The organism is Enterobacter sp. DSM 30060 (genome assembly GCF_013375955.1).
Lineage (GTDB): Bacteria > Pseudomonadota > Gammaproteobacteria > Enterobacterales > Enterobacteriaceae > Enterobacter > Enterobacter intestinihominis.
Window position 1 is genome coordinate 3,318,611 of sequence record NZ_CP056118.1, and the last position, 17,751, is coordinate 3,336,361.

The following is a 17,751-nucleotide window of genomic DNA, read 5'->3' on the forward strand; positions in this document are numbered from 1 at the left end:
AAATGTTTTACCTGAGCCAGTTGGTTTTTGCCAGTTCGATCACTTCGTCACCGCGCCCGCTGATGATGGCGCGCAGCATGTAGAGGCTAAAACCTTTAGCCTGTTCCAGCTTGATTTGAGGCGGGATTGCCAGCTCTTCTTTGGCGACCACCACATCCACCAGCACCGGGCCGTCGATGGAGAAGGCACGTTGCAGGGCTTCGTCCACCTCTGAGGCTTTCTCCACCCGAATACCGGTGATACCGCAGGCTTCGGCGATGCGGGCGAAGTTGGTGTCGTGCAGCTCGGTGCCGTCCGTGAGGTAGCCTCCGGCCTTCATCTCCATCGCCACAAAGCCCAGCACGCTGTTGTTAAAGACCACGATTTTCAGCGGAAGCTTCATCTGCGCCACCGACAGGAAATCCCCCATCAGCATACTGAACCCGCCGTCGCCGCACATCGCCACCACCTGACGTTCCGGTGCCGTTGCTTTCGCGCCCAGCGCCTGCGGCATGGCGTTGGCCATTGAGCCATGGTTGAACGAGCCAAGCAGGCGTCGTTTGCCGTTCATTTTCAGATAGCGCGCGGCCCAGACGGTGGGCGTACCCACGTCGCAGGTGAAGATGGCATCGTCGTCGGCGAAGTGGCTGATCTGCTGCGCCAGATACTGCGGGTGGATCGCTTTTTCGCTCGGTTTGGCGAGATCGTCCAGCCCCTTACGCGCATCGCGATAGTCGCTCAGGGCTTTATCGAGGAATTTGCGGTCCGTTTTTTCTTCCAGCAGCGGCAGGAGGGCGGCGAGGGTGGATTTAATATCGCCGATAAGCGCCATATCCACCTTGCTGTGCGCGCCGATGCTACCGGGATTAATGTCGATCTGGATAATTTTCGCATCCGTCGGGTAGAACGCGCGGTACGGGAACTGGGTGCCGAGCAGGATCAGCGTATCGGCGTTCATCATGGTATGGAAGCCGCTGGAAAAACCGATCAGCCCGGTCATGCCCACATCGTACGGGTTATCGTATTCAACGTGCTCTTTCCCGCGCAGGGCGTGCACAACTGGCGCCTTCAGCTTAGCGGCAAATTCCACCAGCTCTTTATGCGCGCCGGCACAGCCGCTGCCGCACATCAGGGCGATATTGCTGGAGTATCGCAGCAGTTGCGCCAGCTTTTTAAGCTCTTCATCCGCAGGGGTAATGGTTGGCTGTGGCGCAGAGTACCAGTGGGTGGTGGCGGTTTCAGGTGCGGCCTTCAGCGCCACGTCCCCCGGCAGCACAACCACCGAAACCCCGCGATTCAGGATCGCCTTACGCATGGCTATCGCCAGCACCTGTGGGATCTGCTCCGGCGACGAGACCAGCTCGCAGTAGTGGCTGCATTCACGGAACAGCTCCTGAGGATGCGTCTCCTGAAAATAGCCGCTGCCGATTTCGGATGACGGAATATGTGCGGCAATCGCCAGCACCGGAACATGGTTGCGGTGACAGTCGAAAAGACCGTTGATAAGGTGCAGGTTTCCCGGTCCGCAGGAACCTGCACAGACGGCGAGTTCGCCCGTGAGCTGCGCTTCGGCACCCGCGGCAAAGGCGGCGACCTCTTCATGGCGGGTGGGCATCCATTCAATGGTCTTCATCTTGTTGAGGCTGTCGCTGAGTCCGTTCAGCGAATCGCCGGTGACGCCCCAGATACGCTTTACGCCAGCCTGTTCCAGGGTTTTCGCTATGTATGCAGCCACGGTTTGTTTCATGGTGGTCCTTCTCCTTTATGTGATATCGCTTACAAGCTTAGAAGAAAGTCACTGTATTGGCTGCCTGGTATTCCATACGCACAGGCAGTAGGCACAACGTAAGCCGGGTAAACGCAGTGTCACCCGGCAACAAATGGGGGCACTGCGCCAGATTATGCCAGCACCAGGTCTCCCTGCGGATGGCATGAACACGCCAACACGTAACCCTCTGCAATTTCCGCATCGGTCAGCGTCATGGTGCTGGTGACGGTGTATTCACCGGAAACCACCTTCGTCTTACAGCAGCCGCACACACCCGCGCGACAGGCTGCCGCTACCGGCACGTTATTGCTTTCGAGCGCTTCAAGCAGCGTGGTGCCCACGCGACCAAAGAAGGTCTGCGCCGGTTGCAGCTTCGTGAACTTCATCCCGCTGGTCGCCGCTGCCGCTACAGGCGTGAAGAACTGCTCTTTGAAGAAGCGGGGCACGCCGAGCGCTTTCACTTCTTTCTCCACGATCTCCATGTACGGCGCCGGGCCGCAGGTCATCACGGTACGATCCGCAATGTCCGGCACGCTTTGCAACATTTCGCGGCTCAGACGCCCCGCGACAAAACCGTGCGTCGCGTTGTGCTCAGCCACCAGGGTCACCGGATAATTTCGCCATTCCTCGGCAAAAATCACATCTTCCGGGGAACACACGCTAAAGATCACCTGCACGTCGGCCTGAGGACGGTATTTCGCCAGCCAGCGGCGCATCGACATAATCGGCGTTACGCCACAGCCTGCCGCCAGAAGCAGGAATTTGTCTTCCTTCTTGTCGTCACAGGTGAACTCGCCCTGCGCGTCAGACAGCCAGATGTAATCCCCGCGCTTCACGTCACGGGTCAGCCACCGGGAGCCTGCGCCGTCATCAATACGACGGACGGTGAGCGTTATGTATTCGCTCACGCCCGGCGTGGAGGAGATCGTGTAGGCGCGCAGGGTATCCGCCGAATTACGCACACTCACCAGCGCATACTGACCTGCGCGGTACGGGTAGTAGTCATGGCACAGCAGCGACAGTGTCCACACATCCGGCGTCTCCTGTTGGATGTGATGAACCTGCATCCGCCACGGACATTGTGAGGTTGGCATGGTCATGAGTTACTCCTTACGCGCTCAGCAGTTGCTTCATATCATCTTCAACGTTGGTCACGGAACGCAGACCAAATTTCTCGTTCAGGATGGCCAGCAGGTCCGGCGTCAGGAAGCCTGGCGCGGTCGGCCCGGTGACGATGTTGGTCACGCCGAGAGAGAGCAGGGTCAACAGAATAACGATCGCTTTCTGCTCGAACCAGGAGAGCACCAGCGACAGCGGCAGATCGTTCACGCCGCAGCCCAGTTTCTCTGCCAGCGTGACCGCCAGAATGATGGCTGAATACGCATCGTTACACTGACCAGCATCCACCAGGCGTGGCAGACCTTCGATGTTGCCGAAGTCCAGCTTGTTGAAACGGTATTTACCGCAGGCCAGGGTCAGGATCAGACAGTCTTCCGGAACGCGGGTGGCGAAATCGGTGAAATAGTTACGTTCCCCGCGCGCGCCGTCACAGCCGCCGATCAGGAAGATGTGACGCAGTTTTTCACGGCTGACGAGGTCAATCAGTGAATCCGCCGCACCCAGCAGGGTTTCACGGCCAAAACCGACGGTGATGAGGTGCGGAATTTCGCTGTACGGGAAGCCAGCCATCTGCTGCGCCTGCGCAATAACCGGACCGAAATCATCGCCTTCAAGGTGGCTCACGCCCGGCCAGCCGACGATGCTGCGGGTCCAGATTCGGTCGTCATACGCGCCCACGGTAGGGTCGATGATGCAGTTAGAGGTCATGACGATTGGGCCAGGGAAGCGGGCGAACTCCACCTGCTGGTTCTGCCAGCCGCTGCCGTAGTTACCGATCAGATGCTTAAATTTACGCAGTTCCGGGTAGCCGTGCGCGGGCAACATTTCGCCGTGGGTATAGACGTTAACGCCGGTGCCTTCGGTCTGCTTCAGCAGGTTGTAGAGATCTTTCAGGTCGTGGCCGGAGATCAGGATGCATTTACCTTCGGTCGCTTTGACGTTGACCTGCGTCGGCGTTGGGTGACCGTAGGTGCTGGTTTCACCGGCATCCAGAATGCTCATCACTTTGAAGTTCATCTGGCCGATTTCCATCGAGCATTCCAGCAGGGCGTTCATGTCGGAAGGCCAGGTGCCCAGCCATGCCATGATTTTGTGGTACTGGGCATAAATGTCGTTGTCGTACTGGCCGAGTACGTGCGCGTGCTCCATATACGCCGCAGCACCTTTCAGACCGTACAGGCACAGCAGGCGCAGGCCGAGGATGTTCTCGCCAATCGCCGCTTTGTCTTTATTGGGAGTAAATTCGGCGGCCTGACGCTGTAGCTCGCCCAGGTCGTCGCTCACCAGCTGTAGTTCCGCCATCGGGTTGTCCACGCGGGCGCTGGCGTCGGCATTCAGGCATTGCGCTTTCAGGGCTTCACGCAGGGCAATCGCTTCGCGGGCATAGCCCACAATGCGTGGCGAATCGAAGTTAACGTTAGTCAGCGTGGAGAAAAATGCGCGCGGCGCAAAGCTGTCGACATAGTGATCGACAAGGCCATATTCACGGGCCTTGAAGGCCCAGGCGGATAAGCCTTGCAGCGCCGCAATCAGCAGGTCCTGGAGATCGGACGTTTCTGCGGTTTTGCCGCACATACCCTGCGCGTAAGAGCAGCCGTTGCCTGCCGGGGTACGGATGGTTTGTTCACATTGCACACAAAACATAATCACACCTGTTAAAGTTATATTTGAAATACATGTTTAAGGTTATGCCTGTGCCACAACGGAGAAAAGTGCTTTCTTATACTAAATGGAGGGTTATTGATTTAGCGCAATTTTGGCGGCAGGTTCACTACCGCCAAAGCAGTATCAGGCTGAGAAGAACGCCATCAGAATGGGGACCAGCAGGCTCAGAATAAAGCCGTGTACAATAGCGGCAGGAACCATCTCCAGACCTCCCGAGCGCTGTAACACCGGCAGGGTAAAGTCCATTGAGGTGGCCCCGCACAGGCCCAGCGCGGTAGAGCGGCTGCGGCGTACCAGGCCGGGGATCAGCATGATGGCTATCAGCTCGCGCGCCAGATCGTTAAAGAAGGCGGCGCTGCCGATCACCGGACCAAACGATTCGGTCAGCAGAATACCGGACAGCGAATACCAGCCAAAACCGGATGCCATCGCCAGGCTGGTTTTCAGCGGCAGATCGAGAATAAAGGCGTTAATCACTCCCCCCGCCATTGAGCTGGCCACAACGATAACGGCAACCATCATGCCCCGGCGGTTAAGGACAATCTGTTTCAGCGTCATGCCATTATTTCGCAACTGAATACCGATCAGGAAGAGCAGGAAAATCAGCGTATATTCGCTGGCTTCCGTAGCGTGCTGTAAAAAAGCCCATCCGGTTAGCCCCAGTAAAAAACCGAGCACCACCACGCCGCACAGCTTTAATGATTCCAGCGCCATCGCAATTCGGGAGGGAAGCTTTTCCTGATGGTGGTGATTTTTCCAGGGAATAGTGCGTTCCAGCCAGAACAGCGCGGCAATATTGCACAGCAGAATAACCACTACCGTAACCGCAGAATAATGCAGGATGGAAAGCAAGTTCGTCGCCAGATTATCCAGGAAGGCCAGGCTGATCCCCATAAAGAACAGAATGACGTAAACAATCCAGCTGAGAAAACGATTAATAAGCTTTAAGGCCGATTCATGACGCAGCGGAATAAGATAGCCCACAATCAGGGGCAGAAGAATGATGAGGAGTCCTGAGAACATGAACAGCCGGTCCTTTTGAGTATCATTTAAGCGCCAGAGACACTACCCAATAAAGGCTGTGAGGTAAAGCTACAAAAAAAGCCGGGTGGCGGCTACGCCTTACCCGGCCTACAAAGTGCACACTCACGTAGGTCGGGTAAGCTTTAGCGCCACCCGACATTACAGGCCGCACTTAATTAATCGCGTTTTTCCAGCAGGGTGCGATACAGCACGCCGCCCAGAATACCGCCAATAATTGGCATCACCCAGAACAGCCACAACTGTTCAAGCGCCCAGCCGCCCTGGAAAATAGCCACCGCAGTGCTGCGTGCCGGGTTAACGGAGGTATTGGTCACCGGGATGGAGATCAGGTGGATAAGCGTCAGCGCCAGACCAATAGCAATGGGGGCAAAGCCCGCAGGCGCGTATTTGTCCGTTGCGCCGTGGATCACCAACAGGAAACCTGCGGTGAGCACAATTTCAATCACGATAGCAGACAGCATTGAGTAGCCGCCTGGAGAGTGTTCGCCGAAGCCGTTTGACGCAAATCCGCTGGCCGCGGCGTCAAACCCGGCTTTTCCGCTGGCAATGACGTACAACACCGCCGCGGCAATAATACCGCCAATAACCTGGGCAATAATATAGCCAATAATATCTTTCGCCGGGAAACGTCCGCCCGCCCATAAACCTAACGTGACGGCCGGGTTGAAATGACCGCCGGAAATATGCCCCACGGCGAATGCCATGGTTAATACGGTTAAACCGAATGCCAGCGCGACGCCGACAAATCCAATACCTAATTCCGGAAATGCGGCTGCGAGTACTGCGCTACCGCAGCCACCAAACACCAGCCAGAATGTACCAAAGCATTCTGCCGCTAATTTTCTGAACATAACCACCTCAATAATAAACGTCCGCGCCCATTCCTGCGCGCGGGTTATATCGCCATAAAGGGATGACGACTCAAAGAGCCAGTATTTTGAAACCATCAACATCCCTTCGCCACTCAAATAAATTCACTAAATTTGATTTAAGGCAATGTGATGTCAATCCTTGTTCAGAACGGAGGTAATTAGAGCATAGCCCAATATTTAAGGGGGCGTATATTCTGCTGTCGTGACCTACAGCCTGCCGCTATACTGCTGATAACTTGAAGGAAAAAGTGGCCGAAATGCGGGGGATGTATGCTACTCGAACGTGTGGAGATTGTCGGGTTTCGCGGGATTAACCGCCTGTCGCTGCAACTGGAACAGAACAACGTCCTGATAGGCGAAAACGCCTGGGGTAAATCCAGCCTGCTGGATGCCCTGACGCTGCTGCTTTCGCCCGAAGAGAACTTGTACCACTTCGTCCATGATGACTTCTGGTTTCCGCCGGGGGATGTCAACGGGCGCGAGAAACACCTGCATATCATTCTGACCTTCCGCGAATCCGAGCCCGGTCGCCATCGCGTGCGTCGTTTTCGCCCTATGTCGCCCTGCTGGGTGCCCTGTGAAGATGGGTTCCAGCGTATTTTCTATCGCCTTGAGGGCGAAATGGCGCAAAACGACGGGGTATTAACCCTGCGTGAATTTCTTGATGAGAAGGGGAATCCGATCCCGCTCGATAATATTGACGAGCTTGCCCGCCATCTTATCCGCCTCTCCCCCGTGTTGCGCTTACGAGACGCGCGCTTTATGCGGCGGATCCGTAACGGCAGCGTGCCGAATATGCCGGAGGTGGAGGTGACCGCCCGCGAGCTGGATTTCCTCGCCCGTGAACTGGTCTCGCGGCCGCAGAACCTCACCGACGGCCAGATCCGTCAGGGACTGTCTGCCATGGTCCAACTGCTGGAGCACTACTTCTCCGAGCAGGGAACGGGGCAGGCGCGCCACCGCCTGATGCGCCGCCGCTCGCACGACGAGCAACGAAGCTGGCGCTATCTCGATATTATCAACCGCATGATCGACCGCCCCAGCGGGCGCACGCATCGGGTGATCCTGCTGGGATTATTCTCCACGCTTTTACAGGCGAAAGGGACGGTGCGCCTGGATCGGGACGCGCGCCCGCTGCTGCTGGTGGAAGATCCGGAAACGCGGCTGCACCCGATTATGCTTTCCGTGGCGTGGCATCTTCTTAATCTGCTGCCGTTGCAGCGTGTCACCACCACGAATTCCGGCGAGCTGCTCTCCCTGACGCCGGTGGAGTATGTCTGCCGCCTGGTGCGTGAATCCTCGCGGGTCACCGCCTACCGGCTCGGGCCCGGCGGGTTAAATGCCGAAGATGGCCGGCGCATTGCGTTTCATATCCGTTTTAACCGAGCCTCTTCCCTGTTTGCCCGCTGCTGGTTGCTGGTGGAAGGTGAAACTGAAACCTGGGTGATAAACGAGCTGGCGCGCCAGTGCGGGCACCACTTTGATGCCGAAGGGATCAAAGTGATCGAATTTGCTCAGTCTGGCTTAAAGCCGCTGATCAAATTTGCGCGCCGGATGGGGATAGAGTGGCACGTGCTGGTGGATGGCGATGAGGCGGGTAAAAAATATGCGGCGACCGTGCGTAGCCTGCTCAATAACGATCGTGAAGAGGAGCGGGAACATCTGACCACGCTGCCCGCGATGGACATGGAGCACTTTATGTACCGCCAGGGATTTGACGACGTCTTTCACCGCGTGGCGATGATCCCGGTGGATGTGCCCATGAATATGCGTCGGGTGATTGCCAAAGCTATCCATCGGTCGTCAAAACCGGATTTGGCCATTGAAGTCGCGACGGAAGCGGGCAGGCGGGGCGTGGAGTCGGTGCCCACGCTGCTGCGTAAAATGTTCTCCCGCGTCCTCTGGCTGGCACGCGGGAGAGCCGATTAACGGGCAGTCGCCTGCGATACCTGTTGGAGCAGGCTATCAAGCAGGATATAGCGGCGGCGGTACTCGGACCGTTTTTTACTCGCAATCTCTTCCATCGGTTTGCGTGGCATGGTCAGTGGCAGGGCAAAGTTGCCGTTCTCCTGCTGCTGTCCGCCAAGGGAGCGCCAGAAGCTGTCATAGTCAGCCAGCAATTTTCCCTCTTTTTTCTTGCGATAGCGCCAGCTGCGGTAGATGTGGGTGGCGTTACTCACCGCGAGGATCTGCTCGACGGGGAAGGCGCCTGCCAGCGTCATGACCGCTTCAACCAGCAGACGTTTTGGGAACAGTCCGTGACAGGCTTTGGTCGCCAGCTGAATGTACTCGTGCGGGACATGCGCTTTCGCCCCCTGCATTCCGCCGATGAAGAGCGTTGACTTGCCCTGGTATTTGCACAGCGTAAAGGTCAGCTCGGCCAGCACCGTGTTCTGGTGGTCGCAAAAAGTGAGGGTCGCTTCCCCTTCTTTGTCCAGAAACGCATCCGCGCTCAGGCGAACGCTAAACTGCTGCTCCTCTTTGCCCGTTAACGTCACCAGCGTGATGCCCTGGCTGGAAAGGTAGCCGTTCAGCAGTGACGCCGGAAGATGGCGGCTCATCATCTGATAGTGATTGTCCAATGCGTCCAGCGTATTCTGACGGCCCATATTGACGGTCAGCCACGGTCGGTGCAGGCGGCACGGCAGGCCGGGCTGCACGCGCAGGATCTGCATCAGACGGGGCTGTTTTGCAAGGTTTCCGAGCAGGTGCGCAGTGGTGAACGGCGTTGCCAGCGAGCGCAACATAAACTTACGTCGATAGGCCGGATTTTGCCACGCCAGCCCCGGCGTGAGGGAACCCGATGCCAGGCTTTTAAACAGTTGCCAGCCCGATTTAGGCTGGGACAGCGTTGAATAAGGTGTATCGACGATGGAAGACATGTTAGATCCTGCTTCTGGTGGAATTTCGCTATTTCAGCAGGCGCTTTATCAACATCGGGTAAACAATTCCCGACGATTACGGGGATCGGGGGTTTCGTTGAGGAGTGGTTTAGATAAAATCAACGGTGATGATAGCCAGAACAATTATTTGGAATATTTATGAACCTGAAGGGAAAACGCAGAAAGCTGTTTCTGCTGCTGGCGGTAGTGGTGTTAGCAGGCGGATTCTGGTTATGGAAGGTACTGAACGCGCCGGTACCCCAGTATCAAACGCTGATTGTTCGTCCGGGCGAGCTGCAACAAAACGTGCTGGCGACGGGGAAGCTGGATGCCCTGCGTAAGGTTGACGTGGGCGCGCAGGTCAGCGGTCAGCTTAAAACCCTGTCGGTTGAGATTGGCGATAAGGTTAAAAAAGGCCAGTTGCTTGGCGTGATCGATCCTGAGCAGGCGCAAAACCAGATCCGCGAAGTGGAAGCGACGCTGATGGAGTTACGCGCGCAGCGCGCTCAGGCTCAGGCGGAGCGTAATCTCGCTCAGGTCACCCTGTCGCGCCAGCAGGCGCTGGCGAAAACGCAGGCCATCTCGAAACAGGATCTGGACACAGCCGCCACGGAGCTGGCGGTGAAGCAGGCGCAGATTGGCACCATCGATGCGCAAATCAAGCGGAATCAGGCCTCGCTGGATACGGCGAAAACCAACCTCGATTACACGCAAATCGTTGCGCCAATGGCCGGGGAAGTGACGCAGATAACCACCCTGCAAGGCCAGACGGTCATCGCCGCGCAGCAGGCGCCGAACATCCTGACCCTGGCGGATATGAGCACCATGCTGGTGAAAGCCCAGGTATCTGAAGCGGACGTCATTCACCTTAAGCCGGGGCAGAAAGCCTGGTTTACGGTGCTGGGCGATCCGCAAACCCGCTATGAAGGGATGCTGAAAGATATCCTGCCGACGCCGGAGAAGGTCAACGACGCCATCTTCTACTATGCGCGTTTTGAGGTGCCTAACCCGCAGGGCGTGCTGCGTCTGGACATGACCGCTCAGGTGCATATCCAGCTGACCGGCGTGAAAAACGTGCTGACGGTTCCGCTCTCCGCGCTGGGCGAATCCGCCGGGGATAATCGCTACAAAGTTAAGGTGCTGCGCAACGGTGAAACCCGCGAGCGGGAAGTGGTGATTGGCGCACGTAACGACACCGACGTGGTGGTGGTAAAAGGGCTGGAAGAGGGTGAGGAAGTGGTCACCAGCGAAAGCCTGCCTGGAGCCGCGCAATGACGGCGCTGCTTGAGCTAAATGACATTCGTCGCAGCTATCCGTCCGGCGACGGGCCGGTGGAGGTGCTGAAAGGCATCTCCCTGCGCGTTGAAGCCGGTGAAATGGTGGCGATTGTCGGGGCATCGGGCTCGGGTAAATCAACGCTGATGAACATTCTCGGCTGTCTGGATAAGCCTACCAGCGGCACCTATCGCGTGGCCGGGACGGATGTTTCCACCCTGGACGGCGACGCGCTGGCGAAGCTGCGTCGCGAGCATTTTGGCTTTATCTTCCAGCGTTACCATCTGCTTTCACACCTGAGCGCGGCGCAGAATGTGGAAGTGCCAGCGGTGTATGCGGGCGTCGAGCGCAAAAAACGCCTCGAACGCGCGAAGGCGCTGTTAACGCGTCTTGGGCTGGCGGAGCGTGTTGATTATCAGCCTTCGCAGCTTTCCGGCGGTCAGCAGCAACGCGTGAGTATTGCCCGCGCGCTGATGAACGGTGGGCAGGTGATCCTCGCCGATGAGCCAACCGGTGCGCTCGACAGCCATTCCGGTGAAGAGGTGATGGCGATCCTGCATCAGCTTCGCGATCAGGGGCATACGGTGATTATCGTCACCCACGATCCGCAGGTGGCAGCGCAGGCGGAACGCATTATCGAGATCCACGACGGCGAGCTGGTCAGCAACCCGCCGCCACGTCAGTCCAGAGCGGCGGCGGCGAAAGAGGCGCTGCCGGCCGCAACTGGCTGGGGCCAGTTTTCCAGCGGTTTCCGCGAGGCGCTGACCATGGCCTGGCTGGCGATGGCGGCCAACAAAATGCGCACTCTGCTGACCATGCTTGGCATCATTATTGGTATTGCCTCAGTGGTGTCGATTGTGGTGGTGGGCGATGCCGCGAAACAGCTGGTGCTGGCAGATATTCGCGCCATCGGGACTAACACCATCGACGTTTACCCCGGCAAAGATTTTGGCGACGACGAGCCGCAGTATCAGCAGGCGCTGAAGTATGACGATCTGGCGGCTATTCAGAAGCAGCCGTGGGTGAACTCCGCCACGCCTGCCGTCTCGCAAAACCTGCGTCTGCGCTATGGCAACATCGACGTGGCGGCCAGCGCTAACGGCGTCAGCGGAGATTACTTCAACGTCTACGGCATGACCTTCAGCGAAGGGGCGACCTTCAACGCTGAACAGCTGGCGGGCAGGGCGCAGGTGGTGGTGTTAGACGCTAACTCCCGCAGGCAGCTGTTCCCGAATAAGACCAATGTGGTGGGGGAAGTGATCCTCGTAGGCAACATGCCAGCGACGGTGATCGGCGTGGCGGAAGAGAAGCAGTCGATGTTCGGCAGCAGTAAAATCCTGCGCGTCTGGCTGCCGTACACCACCATTTCCGGGCGCATCATGGGGCAGTCATGGCTTAACTCTATTACCGTTCGAGTGAAGGAGGGCTACGACAGCGGGCTGGCAGAACAGCAGCTGGAGCGGCTGTTAACCCTGCGCCACGGGAAAAAGGATTTCTTCACCTGGAATATGGATGGCCTCTTGAAAACGGCGGAAAAGACCACACGTACTCTTCAGCTGTTCCTGACGCTGGTGGCGGTGATTTCGCTGGTCGTCGGCGGGATAGGGGTGATGAACATTATGCTGGTGTCGGTGACCGAACGTACGCGGGAGATCGGCATCCGTATGGCGGTCGGAGCCAGAGCCAGCGACGTGCTGCAGCAATTTTTGATTGAAGCGGTGCTGGTGTGTCTGGTGGGCGGTGCGATGGGGATTGCGCTCTCGATGATGATCGCCTTTGCGCTCCAGCTCTTCTTACCGGGCTGGGAGATTGGCTTCTCGCCGATGGCGATCCTGACGGCGTTTTTATGTTCCACCTTCACCGGTATTCTGTTCGGCTGGCTACCGGCGCGAAACGCGGCGCGGCTGGATCCGGTGGATGCGCTGGCGCGCGAATAACCCGAAAATAAAAATGCCAGCCGATCGGGCTGGCATTTTGCCTGCAGGGTGTACACAATGAATCAGAGAGCTATGCAACCGCTTCTGCTTCAACGGGGACGATCAGACTGGCATGATTGCCTTTTGGCCCCTGGTGTACATCGAACCGGACGGACTGCCCGGCTTTGAGCGTCCTGTAACCATCCATCTGAATGGTGGAATAGTGAGCGAAGATATCCTCGCCGCCGCCTTCGGGGCAAATGAAGCCAAACCCCTTGGCGTTGTTGAACCACTTAACAGTACCCATTTCCATGCTTCGACATCCTTCGTAAATCTTATAAATTAAGATGGAATGAACCGGTGGTGGAGTGGGGGCTGTTCAAAACCTCGCCAACTCACGCTTGTACAATTTAGAGAAACGGAAGAAGCCGTCAAGCGTTTGGCGCTGGAGTTGGGACAATAATCAACCAAAATTTGAGGCAGTTAACGCTATTGCAACAGTTTGTGACAGACATCGCGGATGACAGTAATAGATGATTGTTATCTAACATCTGAGGTAGATTCAAAGTGGTTATGCATAATGGGTAAGACCAACGATTGGCTGGATTTTGACCAGCTGGCGGAAGATAAAGTGCGCGACGCGCTAAAACCGCCATCTATGTATAAAGTTATGTTAATGAACGATGATTACACGCCGATGGAATTTGTTATTGACGTGCTACAAAAGTTCTTTTCTTATGATGTTGAACGTGCAACGCAACTGATGCTTACCGTTCATTATCGTGGCAAAGCGATCTGCGGCATCTTTACTGCCGAAGTAGCGGAAACCAAAGTAGCGATGGTGAACGACTATGCAAGGGAGAACGAGCATCCGTTGCTGTGTACGCTGGAAAAGGCCTGATAAGGCATAAAATTGGGGGAGGTGCCTATGCTCAATCAAGAACTGGAACTCAGTTTAAACATGGCTTTCGCCAGAGCGCGTGAGCACCGACATGAGTTTATGACCGTCGAGCATTTGCTGCTCGCACTGCTTAGCAACCCATCTGCCCGCGAAGCGCTGGAAGCCTGCTCCGTGGATCTGGTGGCGCTACGTCAGGAACTCGAAGCCTTCATCGAACAAACCACACCGGTGCTGCCAGCCAGTGAAGAAGAGCGCGACACACAGCCGACGCTCAGCTTCCAGCGCGTGCTGCAGCGCGCGGTTTTCCACGTCCAGTCTTCCGGACGTAGCGAAGTGACGGGCGCCAATGTGCTGGTCGCCATCTTCAGTGAGCAGGAGTCCCAGGCGGCCTACCTGCTGCGTAAACACGAAGTCAGCCGGCTCGACGTGGTCAACTTCATCTCTCACGGAACGCGAAAAGACGAGCCTAACCAGGCATCGGATCCCAGCGGACAGATCAACAGCAATGAAGAGCAAGCAGGCGGGGAGGATCGTATGGAAAACTTCACCACCAACCTTAACCAGCTTGCTCGCGTTGGCGGTATCGACCCGCTGATTGGCCGCGACAAAGAGCTGGAGCGTGCCATCCAGGTGCTGTGCCGTCGCCGTAAGAATAACCCGCTGCTGGTGGGGGAATCTGGCGTGGGTAAAACCGCGATTGCCGAAGGTCTGGCCTGGCGCATTGTGCAGGGCGACGTGCCGGAAGTGATTGCCGACTGCACCATCTACTCACTGGATATCGGCTCGCTGCTGGCGGGCACCAAATACCGCGGTGATTTTGAAAAACGTTTCAAAGCGCTGTTAAAACAGCTGGAGCAGGACACCAACAGCATCCTGTTTATCGATGAGATCCACACCATCATCGGCGCAGGCGCGGCTTCCGGTGGTCAGGTAGATGCCGCCAACCTGATCAAACCGCTGCTCTCCAGCGGCAAGATCCGCGTGATGGGCTCTACGACGTACCAGGAGTTCAGCAACATCTTTGAGAAAGATCGTGCGCTGGCGCGTCGTTTCCAGAAAATCGACGTTACCGAGCCGTCGGTTGACGAAACGGTGCAGATCATCAACGGTCTGAAAACCAAGTACGAAGCGCACCACGACGTGCGTTACACCGCGAAAGCGGTGCGTGCGGCGGTGGAGCTGGCGGTGAAATACATCAACGATCGTCATCTGCCGGATAAAGCGATCGACGTGATTGATGAAGCGGGTGCGCGTGCGCGCCTGATGCCAGCGAGCAAGCGTAAGAAAACCGTGAACGTAGCGGATATCGAGTCCGTGGTGGCCCGTATCGCACGTATCCCTGAGAAGAGCGTCTCTCAGAGCGACCGTGATACGCTGCGCACCCTCGGCAATCGCCTGAAAATGCTGGTCTTTGGTCAGGATAAAGCCATTGAGGCCTTAACCGAAGCGATTAAGATGGCCCGTGCTGGCCTTGGGCATGACCACAAGCCTGTCGGTTCCTTCCTGTTCGCCGGCCCGACCGGTGTGGGTAAAACCGAGGTAACGGTGCAGCTCTCCAAAGCGCTGGGCATTGAGCTGTTGCGCTTTGATATGTCCGAGTATATGGAGCGTCACACCGTCAGCCGTTTGATTGGTGCGCCTCCGGGCTACGTGGGCTTTGACCAGGGCGGCCTGCTCACCGACGCGGTGATCAAGCATCCGCACGCGGTCCTGCTGCTCGATGAAATCGAGAAAGCGCACCCGGACGTGTTCAACATCCTGTTGCAGGTGATGGACAACGGGACGCTGACCGATAACAACGGGCGCAAGGCCGATTTCCGCAACGTGGTGCTGGTGATGACCACCAACGCCGGGGTACGTGAAACCGAGCGCAAATCCATCGGCCTGATCCATCAGGATAACAGCACCGATGCGATGGAGGAGATCAAGAAGATCTTCACGCCGGAGTTCCGTAACCGTCTGGACAACATTATCTGGTTCGATCACCTGTCTACCGAGGTGATCCATCAGGTGGTGGATAAGTTCATCGTCGAGCTGCAGGTTCAGCTGGATCAGAAAGGCGTGTCGCTGGAAGTGAGCCAGGAGGCCCGCAACTGGCTGGCCGAGAAAGGCTACGACCGTGCGATGGGTGCCCGTCCGATGGCGCGTGTGATTCAGGACAACCTGAAGAAACCGCTGGCGAACGAACTGCTGTTTGGATCGCTGGTTGACGGCGGCCAGGTGACCGTGGCGCTGGATCAGGCGAAGAACGAGCTGACGTACGATTTCCAGAGTGCGGCGAAGCACAAGCCGGAAGCGGCTCACTGAGTTGAAAGGTAAAAGCAAAACGGCAACTTCGGTTGCCGTTTTTTTTGTTTGCTCCCTCTCCCAGTGGGAGAGGGCTGGGGTGAGGGCATCAGGCCGCAGAGGAATTTTGCGAGGCGCTTTCCAGTTTCTTTCGAAGTCAGTTGCTGGATAAATCTACAGTAATAAAATGGCGTCGCACCTGCAAAATCGGGTGCCGGGATTGGCGTCCTGAAAGTGTGTGCACAGACAATCTTGCGTGCATAAAGGATTACATATGACTAATATTAATAGCTTCGCCCAGCTCTACACCGAACTCTCCCTCAACCCCGATCTCCCAACCCTGGCCGAGCGCTGCAAGCTGCTCACCGAAATCCTTCTCGACTGCAAATCTCTCCCACAAACGCAGCCCGTTTGCCGCTGTCTCGGAGCTTATCTGGAAGAGGTAAAATCCGGCCTCACAGAATCCATGCGTGATTTTCAGGTGGTGGAATTTGAGGACGAAGCGGAACAGCCGCGACAAAAAGAGTGGTTGCTGGAAGATACAGAAACGAAATGTGACTACTGCCGGGCGTTAAACCACGTGCTGCTGGTTTCGCATTTTGACCGCGATATGTTGCCGCACCTGACGGGACTGTTGCATGACATTACCCACGCGATAGCTGAAGATTTAATCGTACCCATGAACCCGTGCATGACAATACATCTGCCGACACAGCCACACTAAGGCCATAAATAAAAAAGGCCGGGATTGTCCCGACCTTTTAAATATTCATCTGCCATTACAGGCGAAAACAATTAGCGACTACGGAAGACAATGCGGCCTTTGCTCAGGTCGTACGGGGTCAGTTCAACAGTCACTTTGTCGCCCGTCAAAATGCGGATATAGTTTTTGCGCATTTTACCGGAGATGTGCGCAGTTACCACGTGACCGTTTTCCAGTTCTACGCGAAACATGGTATTAGGCAACGTATCAAGTACGGTACCCTGCATTTCAATATTGTCTTCTTTGGCCATCTAATCCTCTGGGGTATCACTACCAAGTTTTGAACCGGCAAGATAATGCCGAAATTCATCAATTAAGTAAAGAATTGCGCGTTTAAAACGCAGCAAAACAATTTCAGCGTATTGCCCAAGCGTCACGGTACAACCGAACGGAAAGCGCATTCGTAAAGGGGATACGACAGGATAAACGTCAGGACGTTATCTGAAGCGAGGGTCCCAAACGGCGGCGGGGCAACAGGCAGAAGCTACTCTGCGGCGTAATTATAACACCCTCATAAAAAATATGCGGAAAACATTTAGGCATTGGGCATAAAGAGCATTCTGGGAACCCAAAAATCGCGCGGAAGAGTCTCCTGTCGGCACTGTTCAAGGTGTTCGATATAGCGTCGGCGGGAAATTTCAACCGCGCCGAGCGAGGCGGTGTGCTCATTCAGCACCTGACAATCCATCAGTTGTCCGCCGCGTTGGGCAAATTCCTGGCTAAAAACCAGCAGCGCGGTTTTCGACGCATTCGTGGCGCGGGAGAACATCGACTCACCGCAGAAAAGCGTGCCCTGCGCCACCCCGTACATCCCCCCAACGAGGTCATCATCTTTCCATACTTCGATGGAGTGCGCGTAGCCTAGCTCATGAAGCTGGTGGTAGGCGATAATGATGTCGCGGGTTATCCAGGTGCCTTCATGACGATCTTCAGCGCAGCCTTCGATAACCTGCCCGAAGGCGTGATTGAGCGTGACGCGATAGGGCGAATTTGCGTGAAAACGTTTCATGCTGCGGCTCAGGTGAAACTGCCCAGGCCACAGCACGGCTCGCGGGTCCGGAGACCACCATAAAATCGGGTCGCCGGGAGAAAACCACGGGAAAATGCCGCGCTGGTAAGCCATTAAGAGACGCGCCGGGCTGAGATCGCCGCCCAAAGCCAGCAATCCGTTAGGTTCACGCAGCGCCCCCTCCGGAGAAGGGAACGCAATATTATGGCGAGAAAGCTGCACCAGGCGCATGACAACAGAACTCCAGTACGCGAGAGAGGACGCTACAAATA

15 protein-coding genes are annotated in these 17,751 nt (G+C 56.5%); 6 read left to right on the forward strand and 9 right to left on the reverse strand.

Annotated elements, in window-relative coordinates; translation table 11 throughout:
- Positions 1–7 precede the first annotated feature (7 nt).
- The 5 genes from poxB to aqpZ all read right to left on the reverse strand — a co-directional run bounded on the left by poxB (position 8) and on the right by aqpZ (position 6,426).
- The gene (poxB, locus tag HWQ15_RS15760; protein ID WP_022647603.1) at positions 8–1,726 is read right to left on the reverse strand and encodes a ubiquinone-dependent pyruvate dehydrogenase; all 1,719 of its coding nucleotides are present in this window, start codon (positions 1,724–1,726) and stop codon (positions 8–10) included.
- A gap of 152 nt (positions 1,727–1,878) precedes the next feature.
- Entirely contained in the window at positions 1,879–2,847 is a 969-nt protein-coding gene (gene hcr / locus HWQ15_RS15765; RefSeq protein ID WP_063216308.1) for an NADH oxidoreductase, read from the reverse strand.
- A gap of 10 nt (positions 2,848–2,857) precedes the next feature.
- On the reverse strand, positions 2,858–4,510 hold the full coding sequence (gene hcp, locus HWQ15_RS15770) for a hydroxylamine reductase (RefSeq protein ID WP_023299708.1): 1,653 nt from the start codon (positions 4,508–4,510) through the stop codon (positions 2,858–2,860).
- 144 nt (positions 4,511–4,654) lie between these two features.
- Entirely contained in the window at positions 4,655–5,554 is a 900-nt protein-coding gene (locus tag HWQ15_RS15775; protein WP_022647606.1) for a lysine exporter LysO family protein, read from the reverse strand.
- A 176-nt stretch (positions 5,555–5,730) separates the two neighbouring features.
- Positions 5,731–6,426, reverse strand: coding sequence for an aquaporin Z (gene aqpZ / locus HWQ15_RS15780; RefSeq protein ID WP_026080729.1), 696 nt, complete (start codon positions 6,424–6,426; stop codon positions 5,731–5,733).
- 291 nt (positions 6,427–6,717) lie between these two features.
- On the opposite strand from aqpZ, the gene HWQ15_RS15785 reads away from it, so the two are divergent.
- Entirely contained in the window at positions 6,718–8,376 is a 1,659-nt protein-coding gene (locus HWQ15_RS15785) for an ATP-dependent endonuclease (protein ID WP_063149046.1), read from the forward strand.
- Here HWQ15_RS15785 and HWQ15_RS15790 read toward each other — a convergent pair.
- Positions 8,373–9,329: a VirK/YbjX family protein gene (locus tag HWQ15_RS15790; protein ID WP_063216310.1), complete on the reverse strand. Its 957-nt coding sequence runs from the start codon at positions 9,327–9,329 to the stop codon at positions 8,373–8,375. The genes HWQ15_RS15785 and HWQ15_RS15790 overlap by 4 nt on opposite strands.
- Positions 9,330–9,488: 159 nt before the next feature.
- Between HWQ15_RS15790 and macA the strand changes: the two genes are divergently transcribed.
- Positions 9,489–10,604 carry a macrolide transporter subunit MacA gene (gene macA, locus HWQ15_RS15795; protein WP_023305794.1) on the forward strand — a complete coding sequence of 372 codons (1,116 nt, stop codon included), beginning with the start codon at positions 9,489–9,491 and terminating at the stop codon, positions 10,602–10,604.
- Complete coding sequence (macB, locus tag HWQ15_RS15800) at positions 10,601–12,541, forward strand: macrolide ABC transporter ATP-binding protein/permease MacB (protein ID WP_023305795.1); 1,941 nt, start codon at positions 10,601–10,603, stop codon at positions 12,539–12,541. Before macA ends, macB begins: the two co-directional genes overlap by 4 nt.
- A gap of 70 nt (positions 12,542–12,611) precedes the next feature.
- Here the strand turns inward: macB and cspD are convergent, their stop codons facing one another.
- On the reverse strand, positions 12,612–12,833 hold the full coding sequence (gene cspD / locus HWQ15_RS15805) for a cold shock-like protein CspD (RefSeq protein WP_006174390.1): 222 nt from the start codon (positions 12,831–12,833) through the stop codon (positions 12,612–12,614).
- Positions 12,834–13,100: 267 nt separating this feature from the next.
- On the opposite strand from cspD, the gene clpS reads away from it, so the two are divergent.
- The 3 genes from clpS (at position 13,101) to HWQ15_RS15820 (ending at position 16,431) form a co-directional block, all read left to right on the forward strand.
- Positions 13,101–13,421, forward strand: a complete 321-nt coding sequence (gene clpS / locus HWQ15_RS15810) for an ATP-dependent Clp protease adapter ClpS (protein WP_006174393.1) — start codon at positions 13,101–13,103, stop codon at positions 13,419–13,421.
- 27 nt (positions 13,422–13,448) lie between these two features.
- Entirely contained in the window at positions 13,449–15,728 is a 2,280-nt protein-coding gene (gene clpA / locus HWQ15_RS15815; protein ID WP_022647611.1) for an ATP-dependent Clp protease ATP-binding subunit ClpA, read from the forward strand.
- A gap of 253 nt (positions 15,729–15,981) precedes the next feature.
- A complete protein-coding gene (locus HWQ15_RS15820; protein WP_045309092.1) occupies positions 15,982–16,431 on the forward strand; it encodes a hypothetical protein in 450 nt (149 codons plus the stop codon).
- A gap of 71 nt (positions 16,432–16,502) precedes the next feature.
- Here HWQ15_RS15820 and infA read toward each other — a convergent pair whose 3' ends face one another.
- The gene (infA, locus tag HWQ15_RS15825) at positions 16,503–16,721 is read right to left on the reverse strand and encodes a translation initiation factor IF-1 (protein ID WP_002211347.1); all 219 of its coding nucleotides are present in this window, start codon (positions 16,719–16,721) and stop codon (positions 16,503–16,505) included.
- A gap of 284 nt (positions 16,722–17,005) precedes the next feature.
- Positions 17,006–17,710, reverse strand: coding sequence for a leucyl/phenylalanyl-tRNA--protein transferase (gene aat / locus HWQ15_RS15830; RefSeq protein WP_023299713.1), 705 nt, complete (start codon positions 17,708–17,710; stop codon positions 17,006–17,008).
- Positions 17,711–17,751 lie beyond the last annotated feature (41 nt).

Excerpts from the sequence above, each read along its gene's own strand:
- hcp (WP_023299708.1), bottom strand. The coding sequence starts at position 4,510 with ATGTTTTGTGTGCAATGTGAACAAACCATCCGTACCCCGGCAGGCAAC.
- macB (WP_023305795.1), top strand. The coding sequence starts at position 10,601 with ATGACGGCGCTGCTTGAGCTAAATGACATTCGTCGCAGCTATCCGTCC.
- macA (WP_023305794.1), top strand. The coding sequence starts at position 9,489 with ATGAACCTGAAGGGAAAACGCAGAAAGCTGTTTCTGCTGCTGGCGGTA.
- clpA (WP_022647611.1), top strand. The coding sequence starts at position 13,449 with ATGCTCAATCAAGAACTGGAACTCAGTTTAAACATGGCTTTCGCCAGA.
- HWQ15_RS15775 (WP_022647606.1), bottom strand. The coding sequence starts at position 5,554 with ATGTTCTCAGGACTCCTCATCATTCTTCTGCCCCTGATTGTGGGCTAT.
- HWQ15_RS15820 (WP_045309092.1), top strand. The coding sequence starts at position 15,982 with ATGACTAATATTAATAGCTTCGCCCAGCTCTACACCGAACTCTCCCTC.
- aqpZ (WP_026080729.1), bottom strand. The coding sequence starts at position 6,426 with ATGTTCAGAAAATTAGCGGCAGAATGCTTTGGTACATTCTGGCTGGTG.
- aat (WP_023299713.1), bottom strand. The coding sequence starts at position 17,710 with ATGCGCCTGGTGCAGCTTTCTCGCCATAATATTGCGTTCCCTTCTCCG.
- hcr (WP_063216308.1), bottom strand. The coding sequence starts at position 2,847 with ATGACCATGCCAACCTCACAATGTCCGTGGCGGATGCAGGTTCATCAC.
- cspD (WP_006174390.1), bottom strand. The coding sequence starts at position 12,833 with ATGGAAATGGGTACTGTTAAGTGGTTCAACAACGCCAAGGGGTTTGGC.
- clpS (WP_006174393.1), top strand. The coding sequence starts at position 13,101 with ATGGGTAAGACCAACGATTGGCTGGATTTTGACCAGCTGGCGGAAGAT.
- infA (WP_002211347.1), bottom strand. The coding sequence starts at position 16,721 with ATGGCCAAAGAAGACAATATTGAAATGCAGGGTACCGTACTTGATACG.
- HWQ15_RS15790 (WP_063216310.1), bottom strand. The coding sequence starts at position 9,329 with ATGTCTTCCATCGTCGATACACCTTATTCAACGCTGTCCCAGCCTAAA.
- poxB (WP_022647603.1), bottom strand. The coding sequence starts at position 1,726 with ATGAAACAAACCGTGGCTGCATACATAGCGAAAACCCTGGAACAGGCT.
- HWQ15_RS15785 (WP_063149046.1), top strand. The coding sequence starts at position 6,718 with ATGCTACTCGAACGTGTGGAGATTGTCGGGTTTCGCGGGATTAACCGC.